At 64.8% G+C, this 13413-nt stretch carries 11 protein-coding genes and 1 other RNA gene; 5 read left to right on the forward strand and 7 right to left on the reverse strand.

Going from position 1 to position 13413, the window contains the following annotated elements:
* Positions 1–145 precede the first annotated feature (145 nt).
* Together E7813_RS14720 and E7813_RS14725 are read left to right on the forward strand one after the other, a co-directional pair.
* Complete coding sequence (locus tag E7813_RS14720) at positions 146–928, forward strand: N-acetylmuramoyl-L-alanine amidase (protein WP_291575091.1); 783 nt, start codon at positions 146–148, stop codon at positions 926–928.
* Positions 929–1063: 135 nt separating this feature from the next.
* A complete protein-coding gene (locus E7813_RS14725; RefSeq protein ID WP_291575093.1) occupies positions 1064–3352 on the forward strand; it encodes a heavy metal translocating P-type ATPase in 2289 nt (762 codons plus the stop codon).
* 50 nt (positions 3353–3402) lie between these two features.
* Here the strand turns inward: E7813_RS14725 and E7813_RS14730 are convergent, their stop codons facing one another.
* Complete coding sequence (locus tag E7813_RS14730) at positions 3403–4644, reverse strand: RNA polymerase sigma factor (RefSeq protein WP_291575095.1); 1242 nt, start codon at positions 4642–4644, stop codon at positions 3403–3405.
* A 73-nt stretch (positions 4645–4717) separates the two neighbouring features.
* Positions 4718–5068 carry a YciI family protein gene (locus E7813_RS14735; protein WP_291575097.1) on the reverse strand — a complete coding sequence of 117 codons (351 nt, stop codon included), beginning with the start codon at positions 5066–5068 and terminating at the stop codon, positions 4718–4720.
* A gap of 149 nt (positions 5069–5217) precedes the next feature.
* Here E7813_RS14735 and rnpB point away from each other — a divergent pair.
* An RNA gene (gene rnpB, locus E7813_RS14740) (RNase P RNA component class A) lies at positions 5218–5651 on the forward strand.
* 59 nt (positions 5652–5710) lie between these two features.
* Here the strand turns inward: rnpB and E7813_RS26165 are convergent.
* Both E7813_RS26165 and E7813_RS26170 read right to left on the reverse strand, forming a co-directional pair.
* Positions 5711–5965, reverse strand: a complete 255-nt coding sequence (locus E7813_RS26165) for a hypothetical protein (RefSeq protein WP_363331178.1) — start codon at positions 5963–5965, stop codon at positions 5711–5713.
* Positions 5962–6360: an alpha/beta hydrolase gene (locus tag E7813_RS26170; protein ID WP_363331179.1), complete on the reverse strand. Its 399-nt coding sequence runs from the start codon at positions 6358–6360 to the stop codon at positions 5962–5964. The genes E7813_RS26165 and E7813_RS26170 overlap by 4 nt, the downstream gene beginning before the upstream one ends.
* Before the next feature lie 164 nt (positions 6361–6524).
* On the opposite strand from E7813_RS26170, the gene E7813_RS14750 reads away from it, so the two are divergent.
* Entirely contained in the window at positions 6525–7268 is a 744-nt protein-coding gene (locus E7813_RS14750; protein WP_291575099.1) for a sulfite exporter TauE/SafE family protein, read from the forward strand.
* A 50-nt stretch (positions 7269–7318) separates the two neighbouring features.
* Here E7813_RS14750 and E7813_RS14755 read toward each other — a convergent pair whose 3' ends face one another.
* From E7813_RS14755 to E7813_RS14765, 3 genes are all read right to left on the reverse strand, one after another.
* Positions 7319–9121: an ABC transporter ATP-binding protein gene (locus E7813_RS14755; RefSeq protein WP_291575100.1), complete on the reverse strand. Its 1803-nt coding sequence runs from the start codon at positions 9119–9121 to the stop codon at positions 7319–7321.
* Between the two features lie 297 nt (positions 9122–9418).
* A complete protein-coding gene (locus tag E7813_RS14760) occupies positions 9419–11005 on the reverse strand; it encodes a DHA2 family efflux MFS transporter permease subunit (protein ID WP_291575101.1) in 1587 nt (528 codons plus the stop codon).
* Between the two features lie 53 nt (positions 11006–11058).
* Entirely contained in the window at positions 11059–12363 is a 1305-nt protein-coding gene (locus E7813_RS14765) for an HlyD family secretion protein (protein WP_291575102.1), read from the reverse strand.
* A 183-nt stretch (positions 12364–12546) separates the two neighbouring features.
* On the opposite strand from E7813_RS14765, the gene E7813_RS14770 reads away from it, so the two are divergent.
* Complete coding sequence (locus E7813_RS14770) at positions 12547–13188, forward strand: TetR/AcrR family transcriptional regulator (RefSeq protein ID WP_291575104.1); 642 nt, start codon at positions 12547–12549, stop codon at positions 13186–13188.
* Positions 13189–13413 lie beyond the last annotated feature (225 nt).

The following is a 13413-nucleotide window of genomic DNA, read 5'->3' on the forward strand; positions in this document are numbered from 1 at the left end:
TCGTAAAGGAATAGTAAGCGGGCACTGCACCATTGCCGTTCTCCTGCCCGGTTTGAGTTGTCCTATGTCGCTTGGTTCGTTCGCATCCGATGGTCTTGATTCGAAGCGTCAACGCGCCCTCCCGATTCCACCGGCCAGTGCGAGCATGAAGACATTCACCCCGGATTCCTCGATCGCCTCCGACGTGATCCCGTCGGCGAACTACGGCGACCGCAACAAGGGCCGTTTGCCCGACATGATCGTGCTGCACTACACCGGCATGCCGGACGTGGAAGGCGCGATCGCCCGGCTGTGCACGGCGGGAACCGACGTTTCCGCCCATTACATCGTGCTGGAGGACGGCCGCATCGTGCAGTGCGTCCCGGAAGCCAAGCGCGCCTGGCATGCCGGCGTGGCCTCCTGGGCCGGCGAGGAAGACATCAATTCCTGCTCGATCGGCATCGAGATCGTCAATCGCGGCCATGATTGGGGCTATCCCGAATTTCCGCTGCGCCAGATCGCCGCCGTGATCGCGCTGTGCCGCGGCATCATGCTCCGGCGCAAGGTACCGACGCATCGGGTGCTGGCGCATTCGGACGTCGCGCCGTCCCGCAAGAAGGATCCCGGCGAGAAGTTTCCCTGGCATTCGCTGGCCAATTCGGGCGTCGGCCACTGGGTGCAGCCGGCGCCGATCGTGCGCGGCGAAACCCTCAAGCTGGGCAGCATCAGCGACGATGTCCGCGACATGCAACAGGCGCTGGCCAAATACGGCTACGGTGTCCCGATATCGGGAAAATACGACGGCGCGACCATGGAAGTGGTCACCGCCTTCCAGCGCCACTTCCGCCCCGCACGCGTCGACGGCGTCGCCGATCACTCGACGCTGACCACACTGCAAGGCCTGCTGGCGGCCCTTTCGACCGATGCCAAGGTTGCGGCGGCAAGGTAGCGCCGAACCTCACGGCACGTCCCGTCGCCCCACAATACACGGCGAATATTCGGCCAGGCGCTTGATTTCCCTCAAGCGTAAGCGGTGCATTTTCGGCGAGAAGCCGCCAAGGCGGCATGAGCACGGAATGGATCGATGTCATTTGAGCGCGTCCTGCGGTGGACACTGGTCACGATCGCCGTCGCGGGACTGAGCGCAGGAATTGTCGCCGCCCTTGCTGGCCGACCGGATCTCGCCAATCTGTGCTGGATCTTTGCGACCGCACCTGTTGTCGCGGGGCTGGCTGTCTCGATCGCACGGGATTTTCTGAGCGGGCGGCTTGGTGTCGATGCGATTGCACTGGTGTCAATGAGCGCCGCGATCGCGCTCGGCCAGCCCCTGGCCGGCGCAGTCGTGGCGTTGATGTATTCCGGCGGCAACGTACTCGAGGAGATCGCCGTTACCCGTGCCGAGCATGATCTGCGCTCGCTGGTCGATCGGGCGCCGCGCGAGGCCCATCGCCGCGCCGATAGCCATGTCGAGGAAGTGCCGATCGGCGCCGTCGCCGTCGGCGACCGGCTGCTGGTGCACGCCGGCGAAGTCGTTCCGGTCGACGGCGTCGTCTATTCGGCTGCGGCGACGATCGACGAGTCGGCGCTGACAGGCGAACCGATCCCGGTGGCCAAGCCGCGCGGAGCCGCCGTCCTCAGCGGCTCCCTGAACGCCGGCGAGACCTTTGAAATGACGGTGACGTCGGTCGCCGGCGAAAGCACCTATGCCGGCATCGTGCGGCTGGTGACGGCGGCGCAGACCGCGAAGGCGCCGTTCGTGCGACTGGCCGACCGCTATGCGCTGATGTTCCTGCCGGTCACGCTGGCGCTTGCCTTCGTCGCCTGGCTGATTTCCGGCGACCTGCTTCGCAGTCTGGCCGTGCTCGTGGCAGCGACGCCGTGTCCGCTCATTCTCGCCGCACCGGTGGCCTTCATTGCCGGTGTCGCGCAGGCGGCACGGCGCGGCATCCTGGTTAAGGGCGGGGGACCGCTGGAGACGCTGGCGCGCGCGCATACCGTACTGTTCGACAAGACCGGGACGCTGACAGTCGGCGGGGCGCGGCTTCTTTCCGTCGAGGTGGCGCCGGGCGAGACGGCCGACAAGGTATTGATGCTCGGTGCCTCGCTCGAACAGGCGTCGCATCATGTGATCGCCAACGCCATCGTTCAGGCCGCGACCGAGCGCGGCTTTAACCTCGAAGTCCCCGAACAGGTAAGGGAATCCATGGGCTCGGGGCTGCACGGAATGATCGATGGACAGCGCGTGAGCGCCGGTTCACGCGAAATGATCTTCCCCGGCGCGCACGCCAGGGAATGGGCATCACGGGCGATACGGCGCGCCTCGTGGCGATCTGCGCTCATCGTATTCATCGCCATCGACGGGCGACCGATCGGCGCATTGCTGCTCGCCGACGAACTCCGCGCCGACACCCCGCGGGCCATCCGGTTGCTGCGCGAGGCGGGCGTAGCACGCATCGTCATGGTCACCGGGGACCGCGCCGGCGCCGCGCAGGCGATCGGCGCCGCGCTCGACCTGGACGCGGTGCTGGCAGAACGCGCGCCCTCCGACAAGGTCGATGCCGTACGCAACGAGCAGCGGCTTCATCCGACCATTATGGTCGGCGACGGCATCAACGACGCGCCGGCGCTGGCAGCAGCCGATGTCGGGATTGCGCTGGGTGCCCGCGGCGCCAGCGCTTCGTCCGAGGCCGCCGACGTGGTGATCCTCGCCGACCGCCTCGACCGGGTCGGCGAGGCTATTTTGATCGCGCAACGGGCACGGCGGATCGCCATCCAAAGCATCGTCGCGGGTATGGGCCTTTCGACCCTGGCCATGGTGGCAGCAACCTTTGGCTGGCTGCTGCCGGTGCCGGCGGCCATCCTCCAGGAAGCGATCGACGTTGCCGTGATCCTCAATGCGCTGCGCGCCTTGACCCCGGCCCACGGCCACGCCGGCAAGAGCATGACGGCAGCGGCCGGGCGCGAACTGCATCACGACCACATCGCGCTGATCGGCATTCTCGACCGGCTGCGATCGATCGTCGATGCACTCGACGATGCCGTCGCCGAAAGCGCGGCGGCGCTGATCGCGGAGGCGAACAAGCTGGTGCAGGAGAGGGTCGTCGTGCATGAGCGCGACGACGAGGGCAACGTCTACCCCGAGCTGGTCAAGGTTCTCAGGGAGAGCCACGGCCTCTCCGCCATGAGCCGGGCGCACCGCGAGATCCTGCATCTCGCCCGGCTGCTCGCCCGCGTCACCGAGGACCTGCCGTCGGAGAAGGTCGACCGCTATCTCATTCGCGACGCCCAGCGCCTGATCGAGGCAGTGGAGACGCTGGTACGCCTCCACACCGCGCAGGAGGACGATATCTATGAGGCGGTCGCGGCGAGGTAGGAGACTCTCGTCGGATCACCGGTCGACGTCATGCCTGCGCGGAGCCTCGGTTAATGACCATCGAGTCCGGCAATGCGTCGGGCGTAAAGCCGCCGCAACGGCTCCAGTTGGGTCGCGGCCGTTGCCTTAAGGTAGGCCTCGCGCGCCGCGTCATGCCGGCCGAGGCGGCGCAGCAGATCGGCGCGGACCGCCGGCATCAGTTCGTAGCCGTTGAGTCCGCCGCGAACTTCCAGCGCGTCGATCAAGTCCATCGCACGCGCCGGTCCATCGACCATCGATACGGCGGCGGCGTGATTGAGCTCGATCACCGGCGACGGACTGATCCGCAGCAACACTTCATAGAGGCCCGCGATCTGCGGCCAGTCGGTGTCGCGATAACTCGGCGCCCGCGCGTGCAATGCCGCGATCGCGGCTTGAACCGTGTAGGATTGCGGCCGGCCGTGCGTCTGCAAGGCGTCTTCCACCAGTTTCAAACCTTCGGCGATCTGCCCGCGATCCCACAACGCGCGGTCCTGCTCTTCCAGCAGCACGATATCGCCGCCGGCCGTCTCGCGCCCGGCGCGGCGCGCGTCATGCAGCAGCATCAGCGCCAACAGTCCCTTGATCTCGCCCCGCTGCGGCATCAGGCCATCGAGCAGACGGCCAAGCCGGATCGCTTCGCGCGCCAGATCCGGCCGCATCAGATCTTCGCCCGAGGTTGCGGCATAGCCTTCGGTGAAGACGAGGTAGATTACCGCGAGCACGCCGCGCAGCCGTGGCCCCAGCGTTTCGCGTTCCGGCACCTCATAGGGGATGCCGGCGAGACGGATTTTCTGCTTGGCGCGAACCAGGCGCTGCGCCATCGCGTCCTCGCCGGCCAGAAACGCGCGTGCGACCTGCGCGGTGCTCAATCCGCATACCGTGCGCAGCGTCAACGCGACCTGAACTTCGGCGGCGAACGCCGGATGACAACAGGTGAAAATCAGCCGCAGCATGTCGTCGTCCAGCGCCACGTCGCCGGTTCCAGATGCATCCGACGCGGCCAACTCAATCTCCCGCAACAACTCCTGCTGCTTGCCGCGAAATGAGATTTGCCGGCGGATCCGGTCGATCGCCTTGTTGCGTGCGACATTGACCAGCCACGCCCGCGGATTGGACGGCGGCTCCGCGGCGGGCCAGCGTTCCAGGGCTGCCGCAAACGCATCCTGCAGGACATCCTCGGCGAGATCGAAATCGCCGACCAAGCGGATCAGCGTTGCCAACGCCCGGCCCGCCTCGTCGCGGAAGATTTTTTCGATTTCGGCAGGGGTCATGGGACTACATCAGTTCGTCATTCCGGGCCGCGCCAAGCACGAGTCCGGAACGACGATTGGATGGGTTCGAAACTCAATTATAAACCCAGATCGGCCTGACTTCGATCGATCCCGTTTTGGCGCCGGGAATGCGCGCGGCAATCGCCAGCGCGGCGTTGAGATCCTTGGCTTCGACCAGATAATAGCCGCCGAGTTGCTCGCGCGTTTCCGCGAACGGTCCGTCGGTTGTCAAGGTTTTGCCATCGCGGACGCGGACGGTGGTCGCGGTCGATACCGGCTGCAGCCGGTCGCCGGCCTTGAAATTACCGCTCTGGATGATGGACTGGGTGAACACGCCATATTCCTCGAACATCTTTTGGCCCTTCGCAGGGTCCATTTTGGCGTACTCGGCTTCGTTCTGATAGATCATCAGCAAATACTGCATCGCGTTAACTCCTCTTGATCGGCGCATCTCGCCGACACCCGGTCGAACCGCCCGTCGGTAAAACGACATCTTCAGGATAATTTATTTTGACCGCCCTGGCCGGCCCTATCGGCTTGACGCGACGGCTTTGAGCCCCCATGCCTAGACCGTCAGTCGGCCGGACGGCCGCTCCTGCTACGGTCGAAAGGCTGCGGGAGAGGAAAGTCCGGGCTCCATCGACATACGGTGCCGGATAACACCCGGCGGGGGCGACCCCAGGGACAGTGCCACAGAGAACGAACCGCCCTCCACAGCAGCGCAAGCTGGGACGGAGGGTAAGGGTGAAAAGGTGCGGTAAGAGCGCACCGCGGGTCCGGCAACGGAAACGGCATGGCAAACCACACCGGGAGCAAGACCGAATAGGGACGGCAACGCGGGTTCGTTCGTGCAAGCGAAAACACCGCAGGGCGATGTCAGGCTCGCCGTCCGGGTAGGTTGCTCGAGGCAACGTGCAAACGTTGTCCCAGAGGAATGGCCGTCACGTATCGTCTCGCGAAAGCGGGGCGGTGCCCTACAAAACCCGGCTTACAGGCCGGCTGATATCTGAAAATGAGGGGTTCGGCGCCAACACGCCGGACCCCTCGCCAATTCAGCAACCGTCATTCAGTTCGAAACGATCTTCTCCAGCAACGGCATCAACATGTCCGGCGCGGTGACGTGCGGCGAATGACTGGCGTCGATCTCGTTGTAACGCCAGCCCGGATCGTTTTTGGCACGCGCCGCGAACGGACCGAAGGCATCGACCGGCGAAGCCCGCGTGGCGTAAACGTAGCTGCGTGGCAGGGTCAGCCGCCCGCCCTGCAATCGCAGCTTCATCTCGAAACACTTGATCGGCATGTCGACGCGGCGCGCGGTCAACCATTCGAGATCGGCTGGTGGCGTATCCGGCGGCGTCGGGTTCGGTGGCACACGCCAGCCATCGCCGGATTTGGCAAGTTGCAGCATCCGTTGCCGTTCCGATTCCGGCAGCAAGTCGAGCAGGCTCTGTCCTCCTTCGGCACGAACGCATCGAGATAGATCAGTTGCGCAATGCGGTCCCGGGCACGGTCGGCCACGCCTGACGCGACCATGCCGCCATAGCTGTGGCCGATCAGCACGATGTCGCGCAGGTCCTCGAACCGGATGACGTTCAGGATGTCCTGAATGTGGGTTTCCAGATCGATCGACGGATTGGCCAGATGCTCGCGCTCGCCGAGGCCGGTGCAGGTGGGTGTCACCAGACGATGCCCCGCGGCTTGCATGCGCGGGTGCATCTTCTTCCACGCCCATCCCGCCGACCACGCGCCGTGGCAAACAAGAAAGGTTGCTCCCATGACGCTTTCCTCGTTATTACCGGGACTGGATCGCTATAGGGCACATAAACGACCGCCCGCCAATTCCGAAAACCGGCCATTCAACGACAGAAAATTCCGGAGCGATGAACACGGTCGCGATTGTCCTGCTGTTGCTCGGTGCGCTCGCCGGCGGCTTCGTGTCCGGCCTTGCCGGATTCGGAACCGGGCTGATGGCGCTGGGGATCTGGCTCCATGTGTTGCCGCCCACCGTCGCGGTGTCGCTCGTCATGATCTGCTCCATCGTCTCGCAAACTTCCTCGCTGCTGGCCTTTTGGCGATTTATCGACGTCAAGCTGGTCTGGCCGTTTGTCGCCGGCGGCCTCGCGGGCGTGCCGCTGGGGACCGTGCTGGTCGCCCATGCCGATCCCGGCATCTTCAAACTAGCCATCGGCCTGCTTCTGCTGGTGTTTCCGACCATGCTCTATTTCAGCCGCACCCCACTTGCCTGGAGCTTCGGCGGCCGGACGGCCGATGCAGCAATCGGATTTGCCGGCGGCATCCTTGGCGGGCTGGCCGGGTTGTCCGGCCCGCTGCCGACCTTGTGGGCCAGCGTGCGAGGCTGGGGCAAGGACGAGCGGCGCGGCGTTTTTCAGGCCTTCAACTGGACCGTGCTGGTTGCGGCACTATGCCTGCAGGCGGGCTCCGGCTTCATCACCGCGAAAGTGCTTTGGCTGGCGTTGCTGGTGCTGCCGATGACGATCTTCGGCGCCTGGATCGGCACGCGCACCTATCGCGTGTTAAGCGACCAGAATTTCCGCGACGTGGTGCTCGGCCTGTTGTTTCTTTCCGGAGCCGGTCTGGTCTGGAGCAGCTTCGGCCTGCATTAGCGGTGATTCCGGGACGCATCGAAGATGCGAACCCGGAATCAGGCCGTTCCTCACTCCGCCGCCGAAATCCGATCGAACTCGGTCGCCTGCCGCTCGAACAGCCCGCGATAGATTCCTCCGGCGCGGTTGGCGAGCGAGGCATGGGTACCCTGCTCGGCGATCTCGCCGCGATCGAACACCAGGATGCGATCAAGGCTGCGCACCGTCGACAGCCGATGCGCGATCACGATCGAGGTACGGCCCTGCATAAGCCGCTCCATCGCCTGCTGGATCAATGCCTCCGACTCCGAGTCGAGACTCGATGTCGCCTCGTCGAGGATCAGCACCGGCGCATCCGCGAGAAATGCCCGCGCCAGCGCCACACGCTGCCGCTCGCCGCCGGACAGCTTGACGCCGCGTTCGCCGACCAGCGTGGCGTAGCCTTTCGGCAGCCGCAGGATGAACTCATGCGCGTTGGCGAGCCGCGCTGCCTGCTCCACCGCCGCCATGCCGGCGCCGGGCCGGGCATAGGCGATGTTCTCGGCCAGCGACCGGTGAAACAGGATCGGCTCCTGCTGCACGATCGCGATCTGGCTGCGCAGCGAATGCTGCGTCGCCTGGGCGATGTCCTGGCCATCGATCAGGATTCGGCCGCCGCTCACGTCATAGAGCCGCTGCACCAGCTTGACGAAGGTGGTCTTGCCGGAACCGGAGCGGCCGACCAGGCCGACGCGCTCGCCGGCGCGGATGTCCACCGACAGGCCGTCGTACAACGCCGTGCGATGACCGCCATAGTGGAACGTCACATTCTCGAACACGATACGTCCGCCGTGCACGCTGATCGGCAGTGCATCGGCGGCATCGGCGATGCCGATCGCCTCGTCGTGGATCGCGACAAGCTCCTCCATGTCGTTGACCGAGCGCTGCAGGTTGTTGATGTGCATGCCGACGTCGCGCAGGTAGGCGTGGATGATGTAGTAGCTGGTCAGCACATAGGTGACGTCGCCCGGCGACGCGCGGCCGGCGATCCACAGCAACACCGAACCGCCGATCACCGACGCGCGCAGGCACAGCAGCACCGTAAGCTGCGCCGTGGAAGTGTAGTTGTAGCGCAGCCAGGTCCTCCGCACGCGCGTGCGCCATCGGTTGATGACGCGCGCCAGCCGCGCGTCCTCGCGATCCTCGGCGCCGAACGACTTCACCACCGCATTGCACGTCAAGGCGTCCGCCAGCGTGCCGCCGACCCTGGTGTCCCAGGCGTTGGAGACCCGGGCGGCGGGCGCGATGTAACGCGTCGAGAACAGCACGATCATCGGAATGTAGATCGCGGCGCCAACCGCAATCACGAGGCCGAGCGACGGCCAGTGCAGCCCGAGCAGGATCATCGACCCCAGCAGCACCAACAGCGACGGCATCAGCGCCATCAGGATCGTGTCGTTGAGCAGGTCGAGCGCCCACATGCCGCGGGTGATCTTGCGCACGGTCGAGCCGGCAAAGCTGTTGGCGTGCCAGTCGGTCGAGAAACGCTGCACGCGCGTGAAGGCCTCGCGCGACACGTCGGACATGATCCGCAGCGTGAACGGCACGATCGCCTGCAAGCCAACGAGGCGCAGGATCATCGACATCAGGCCCAGCGTCACGATTCCGCCGAACGCCATCAACGCCGCGCGACGAGCGGCCGGATCCGACGCGCCATGGGTCATGGCATCGACCAGGCGTCCCGAAAATACCGGCATGAACAGGTCGGCCACCGTGGCGCCGAGCAGGCCGCCGGCGACCACGGCGGCGCGGGCCGGCTGCTTCAGCCAGTGACGGAACACGAACGGCAACACCACGCGGATCGCGGTGGGGCGCCGGTTGATTTGAGCGGTCATGGCGTCATCCGGCTGCGCTCACGCGCACGCCGGCTCCATTTGGTTTGACGCGCGACGGCGTCGGGCCGAGCGCGAGCGTCGTTGAAAAAATCAGGAAACTCTTGGAAGACCGGGACGTCAGGCCCGATCGATGCTGACGGAAACGGCCCTCAAAGGGCCAGACAGGCGTCCAGCATGGGCTTCGGACACGAGGACGCAATCTGCGAATAGATCGAAATCATGCAAATCTCCCCGGTTCGAGCGACGAAGCCGAGGCTTATAAATCCATCCCGGGCGATTTGCAAGTTGGCGCGGGGATCAGTGCGCCGGCGCCGAAGGAAGCGCGGCGGGTTTTTTCAACAGCATGACCAGCAGGCTGAGGCCGAAATAGAACAGCGTCAGGATGAAGAAGACGTCGCCATATCCCATCACCACGGCCTGGCGGTGAACGATCTGCGACAATTGCTTCATCGCCATCAGTGAGGCGTCGCCCATGCCCTGCAGGCGCTGGGTGAACATGTTGAGCGTTTCGGTCGCCGTGGTGTTGCCCCAGGTCACCCGGTCCTGCAGCCGCGAGATATGCAGATCGGTACGGTCGTTCAGCACCTCGTTGATGACCGCAAGCCCGACCGCGCCGCCGAGGTTGCGGGTCAGGTTGAACAGTCCCGAGGCGTTCTTGACCCAGTCCGGCGGCAGGGTGCCGAGCGCGATGTTGTTGGTCGGCACCATCGCGAACATCATGCCGATCCCGCGCAGGATCTGCGGCACCAGCAGCTCGTAGAAGTCGTAGTCGCGGGTGATCCAGGTCATCTGCCAGGAGCCGAGCGCGAAGATCACGAGGCCTGCCGCGATGATCAGGCGCATGTCGACCCTCTGCATCAGACGCCCGACGACCGGCGCGGTGAGGAACATGGTGACGCCGGAGACGAACATGGTCTCGCCGATCATCAGCGCGCTGTAGCCGCGCACCTCGGCGAGGTAGCGCGGATAGACATAGGTCAGGCCGTAAAGCCCGATGCCGACGCAGAACGAGATCAGGCAGCCGATGCCGAAATTGCGGTCGGTGAACGCCCTGACGTCGACGATCGGCTCTTCCGCGGTCAGCACGCGCCAGAAGAACGCGATGGCCGATATCCCGCAGATCGAGGCGCAGACCGCCACAGAAGTATCCTGCAGCCACTCATATTGCGGACCTTCCTCCAGCACATATTCGAGCGCGCCGAGGAATCCGGCCATCGCGATCAGACCCCACCAGTCGAAACGATCGAGCAGCGCAAAATTCGGCTGGTCGAAATCGACCAGCGTCAACACGCCGACGGTGATGGCGATGCCGGGGACGACGTTGATGAAAAACAGCCAGTGCCACGACATCACGTCGGTGATGAAGCCGCCGACGGTCGGACCGATGGTCGGCGCCAGCGTGGCGACCAGGCCGATGATCGGACCGACGATGTAGAATTTCGAGCGCGGAAACACCGTATAGGCAGAAGCGAACACCGTCGGGATCATGCCGGCGCCCAGAAAACCCTGGATCGCGCGCCAAAGGATCATCTGCTCAATCGACGAGGTGAATCCGCAAAACAGGCTTGCGACGGTGAAGCCGGAGGCGGAAATCGCGAACAGCAACCGGGTGCCGAGCGCCCGCGACAGGAAGCCCGACAACGGGATCGCGATCACCTCGGCGATCAGGTACGCGGTCTGGACCCACGATACTTCGGTCGAACTGGCCGACAGCCCCGCCTGGATGTCGGAGAGCGACGCCGAGACGATCTGGATGTCCAGGATCGACATGAACATCCCGAACACCATGATGAGAAACGCAACCAGCCGCCGCGGCGCGATGCGTTCGGAGGGCGCGGCCGCGGCGTTCATCATCGAGGGCGGGGCGGTGGTCGCGTCAGCCATGATCTGCTCAGGTCAGGACGGGCTTATCAATCGGGCGCACGCCCGATTGCAAATTACTGCGGATGGATCGCGGCCGGCGGCGCGTCGAGGTCGGCATCGCTGTCGGCATCCTTGGCGCCGGCGGTGGTGTCGACGGTGGCATAAACCGACATGCCGGCGCGCAAAAGGTTCTGCCTTGCGACATCCTTCGGCACGCGGACGCGAACCGGAAGCCGCTGCACGATCTTGGTGAAGTTGCCGGTGGCGTTGTCCGGCGGCAGCAGCGTGAACACCGAGCCGGCCGCCGGCGAGATACTGTCGACGACGCCGGCGAATTTGCGATGGCCGTAGGCATCCACCGAAATCGTCACCGGCTGGCCCGGACGGATGCGCTTGAGCTGCGTCTCCTTGAAGTTGGCGTCGATATAGACGTCATCGAGCGGCACCACATTGCCGAGCCGTTGTCCCACCACGACGAAGTCGCCGGTGGAGACCAGTCGATTGGAGAAGGTGCCATCGACCGGGGCGCGCACCGAGGTGAAATCGAGATCGCGTTCGGCCTTGGCGAGCGATGTCTGCAATTCCGCAAGCTGGGCTGTGGCTTCGGCCTGCTGCGCCCTGGTGACCTCGACATTGTCGCGCGCCGCGTCATAGGCCGCCTGCGCCGCCCTCAACGCCGCCGCGCCCTGGTCGCGCCCGGCCTCGGATACTTCGAATGTTGCGCGCGAGGCGAACCCCTTGTTGCTGAGCGCCTGCTGGCGGTCGTAGTCGAGGCCGGCGCGCTTCAACCCGGCATCGGCGGAAACGACCTGCGCGTTGGCCTGCTCGACCGCGCTTTGCTGCGCGGTGACCTGACGGCCGATACGGTCGATGGTGGCCTGTTGGGTTGCGATCTTGGTGCGTGCGGCGTCCACCGCGATCCGATAGTCGCCGTCATCGATCTTGAAGATCACGTCGCCGGTATGGACCACGACATTGTCGGCGGGAAAGATTGCCGCGATATGCCCGGTCACCCGCGCACCGAGCGTGGTGTTGTTGGCGCGCACATAGGCGTCGTCGGTAGAGACGAAAAAGCGTCCAAACAGAACGTAGTGAACGCCGTAGGAGGCGGCGGCGAGCGCGAGCAACAAGCCGACGCCCATCAATACCAGTTTGCGCTTGCCGGGTTTGGCCGCAGCGGGTTGAGCGGGAGCGGCCGGCTTGTCGATCGCGGGCTTGTCGGACGCCGGCGTCTCGGCGGGGCGGCGGGCAACGGTTTCTTCCGAAAGCTGCGCGCGAAGCGAGGCGGCGAGTTCAGCGGAAGTGTCGCGGGCGGACTCGCCATCGGCGTCCGGCTCGGGACGAAGGATGCGTGCCGCCTGGTCTCTCGCTACGGCCATCACGGCCTCCCACTACGACGGTGTCGCGACGCAAGGGCGCCCACAGATCGCGCCCCATCGTCAGCCCCCAAATTAACATTGACCGAACGGTTCGGTCAAGGTACATTCCACCCGCCACACCATAAACAGCGAGTTCCTTCCGAGGCGTTTCCAGGATCGGAAACCTTCCCGAAAAGCTAACCAATGGTTGCAGTCCACCCAGCCCCCCTCCCATTCGTCGGTGACGAGGACAGCTCGAAGCGCCGCCAAATTCTCGACGGCGCCAGCAAGGTCTTCATGGACCTCGGGTTTGATGGCGCCAGCATGGGCGAAATCGCCCGTGCCGCCGGCGTCTCCAAGGGGACGCTCTATGTCTATTTCGCCGACAAGAACCGGCTGTTCGAAGCCATCGTCGAACGGGAAACGCTCGACCAGCAAAAGATGGCTTTCAATTTCGACCCCGAACGCGACGTCGCCACCACGCTTCGGGAGTTCGGCCAGGCCTATATCGCATTGTTGTGCCGGCCGGGTGGCGGATCGGCGATCCGCACCGTGATGGCCATTGCCGAACGAATGCCGGAGGTCGGCCGCCGCTATTACGAGCAGGTGCTGGAGAAAACCATCGATCGCCTTGCCGGCTATCTCGAAGCGCATGTCGGACCGGCCGATCTTGCGATCGAGGACTGCCAGCTCGCGGCCTCGCAATTCATGCTGATGTGCCAGGCCTCGTTGTTTCTGCCGTTTATTTTTCAGGCCGCCCCGGCGCCTTCGGCGGAACGGATGGCGCAAGTGATCGAGAGCGCGACGCAGATGTTTCTCGCAGCGTATCGGTCCAAATCCGCCTGAGCGCCGGCCGGCGGTTGCACGGACGCGTTCTGGCACCGTAGAGCGTTTGGATTTCATCGAACACGACTTCGCACTCCCGCGGCGTGTTTCGCCCGAGTCGTGCCTATTGGTTTCGCCCAAGAGGGCGTGGGGAATGCCGGGCGCACGATGCACCCGCAGCCCGGCAGGGCAGAAAAAACAAGCCATGCCGGTAACAGTCACCACAGGTCCACCGGATCATCCCGG

The sequence above is a fragment of the Bradyrhizobium sp. genome (assembly GCF_004799405.1).
GTDB lineage: Bacteria > Pseudomonadota > Alphaproteobacteria > Rhizobiales > Xanthobacteraceae > Bradyrhizobium.

Bases quoted from the DNA above. Each gene is read 5' to 3' on its own strand.
- E7813_RS14730 (WP_291575095.1), bottom strand. From the start codon at position 4,644: ATGACCCCTGCCGAAATCGAAAAAATCTTCCGCGACGAGGCGGGCCGG.
- E7813_RS14735 (WP_291575097.1), bottom strand. From the start codon at position 5,068: ATGCAGTATTTGCTGATGATCTATCAGAACGAAGCCGAGTACGCCAAA.
- E7813_RS14725 (WP_291575093.1), top strand. From the start codon at position 1,064: ATGTCATTTGAGCGCGTCCTGCGGTGGACACTGGTCACGATCGCCGTC.
- E7813_RS26170 (WP_363331179.1), bottom strand. From the start codon at position 6,360: ATGCACCCGCGCATGCAAGCCGCGGGGCATCGTCTGGTGACACCCACC.
- E7813_RS14770 (WP_291575104.1), top strand. From the start codon at position 12,547: ATGGTTGCAGTCCACCCAGCCCCCCTCCCATTCGTCGGTGACGAGGAC.
- E7813_RS14760 (WP_291575101.1), bottom strand. From the start codon at position 11,005: ATGGCTGACGCGACCACCGCCCCGCCCTCGATGATGAACGCCGCGGCC.
- E7813_RS14755 (WP_291575100.1), bottom strand. From the start codon at position 9,121: ATGACCGCTCAAATCAACCGGCGCCCCACCGCGATCCGCGTGGTGTTG.
- E7813_RS14765 (WP_291575102.1), bottom strand. From the start codon at position 12,363: ATGGCCGTAGCGAGAGACCAGGCGGCACGCATCCTTCGTCCCGAGCCG.
- E7813_RS14720 (WP_291575091.1), top strand. From the start codon at position 146: ATGAAGACATTCACCCCGGATTCCTCGATCGCCTCCGACGTGATCCCG.
- E7813_RS14750 (WP_291575099.1), top strand. From the start codon at position 6,525: ATGAACACGGTCGCGATTGTCCTGCTGTTGCTCGGTGCGCTCGCCGGC.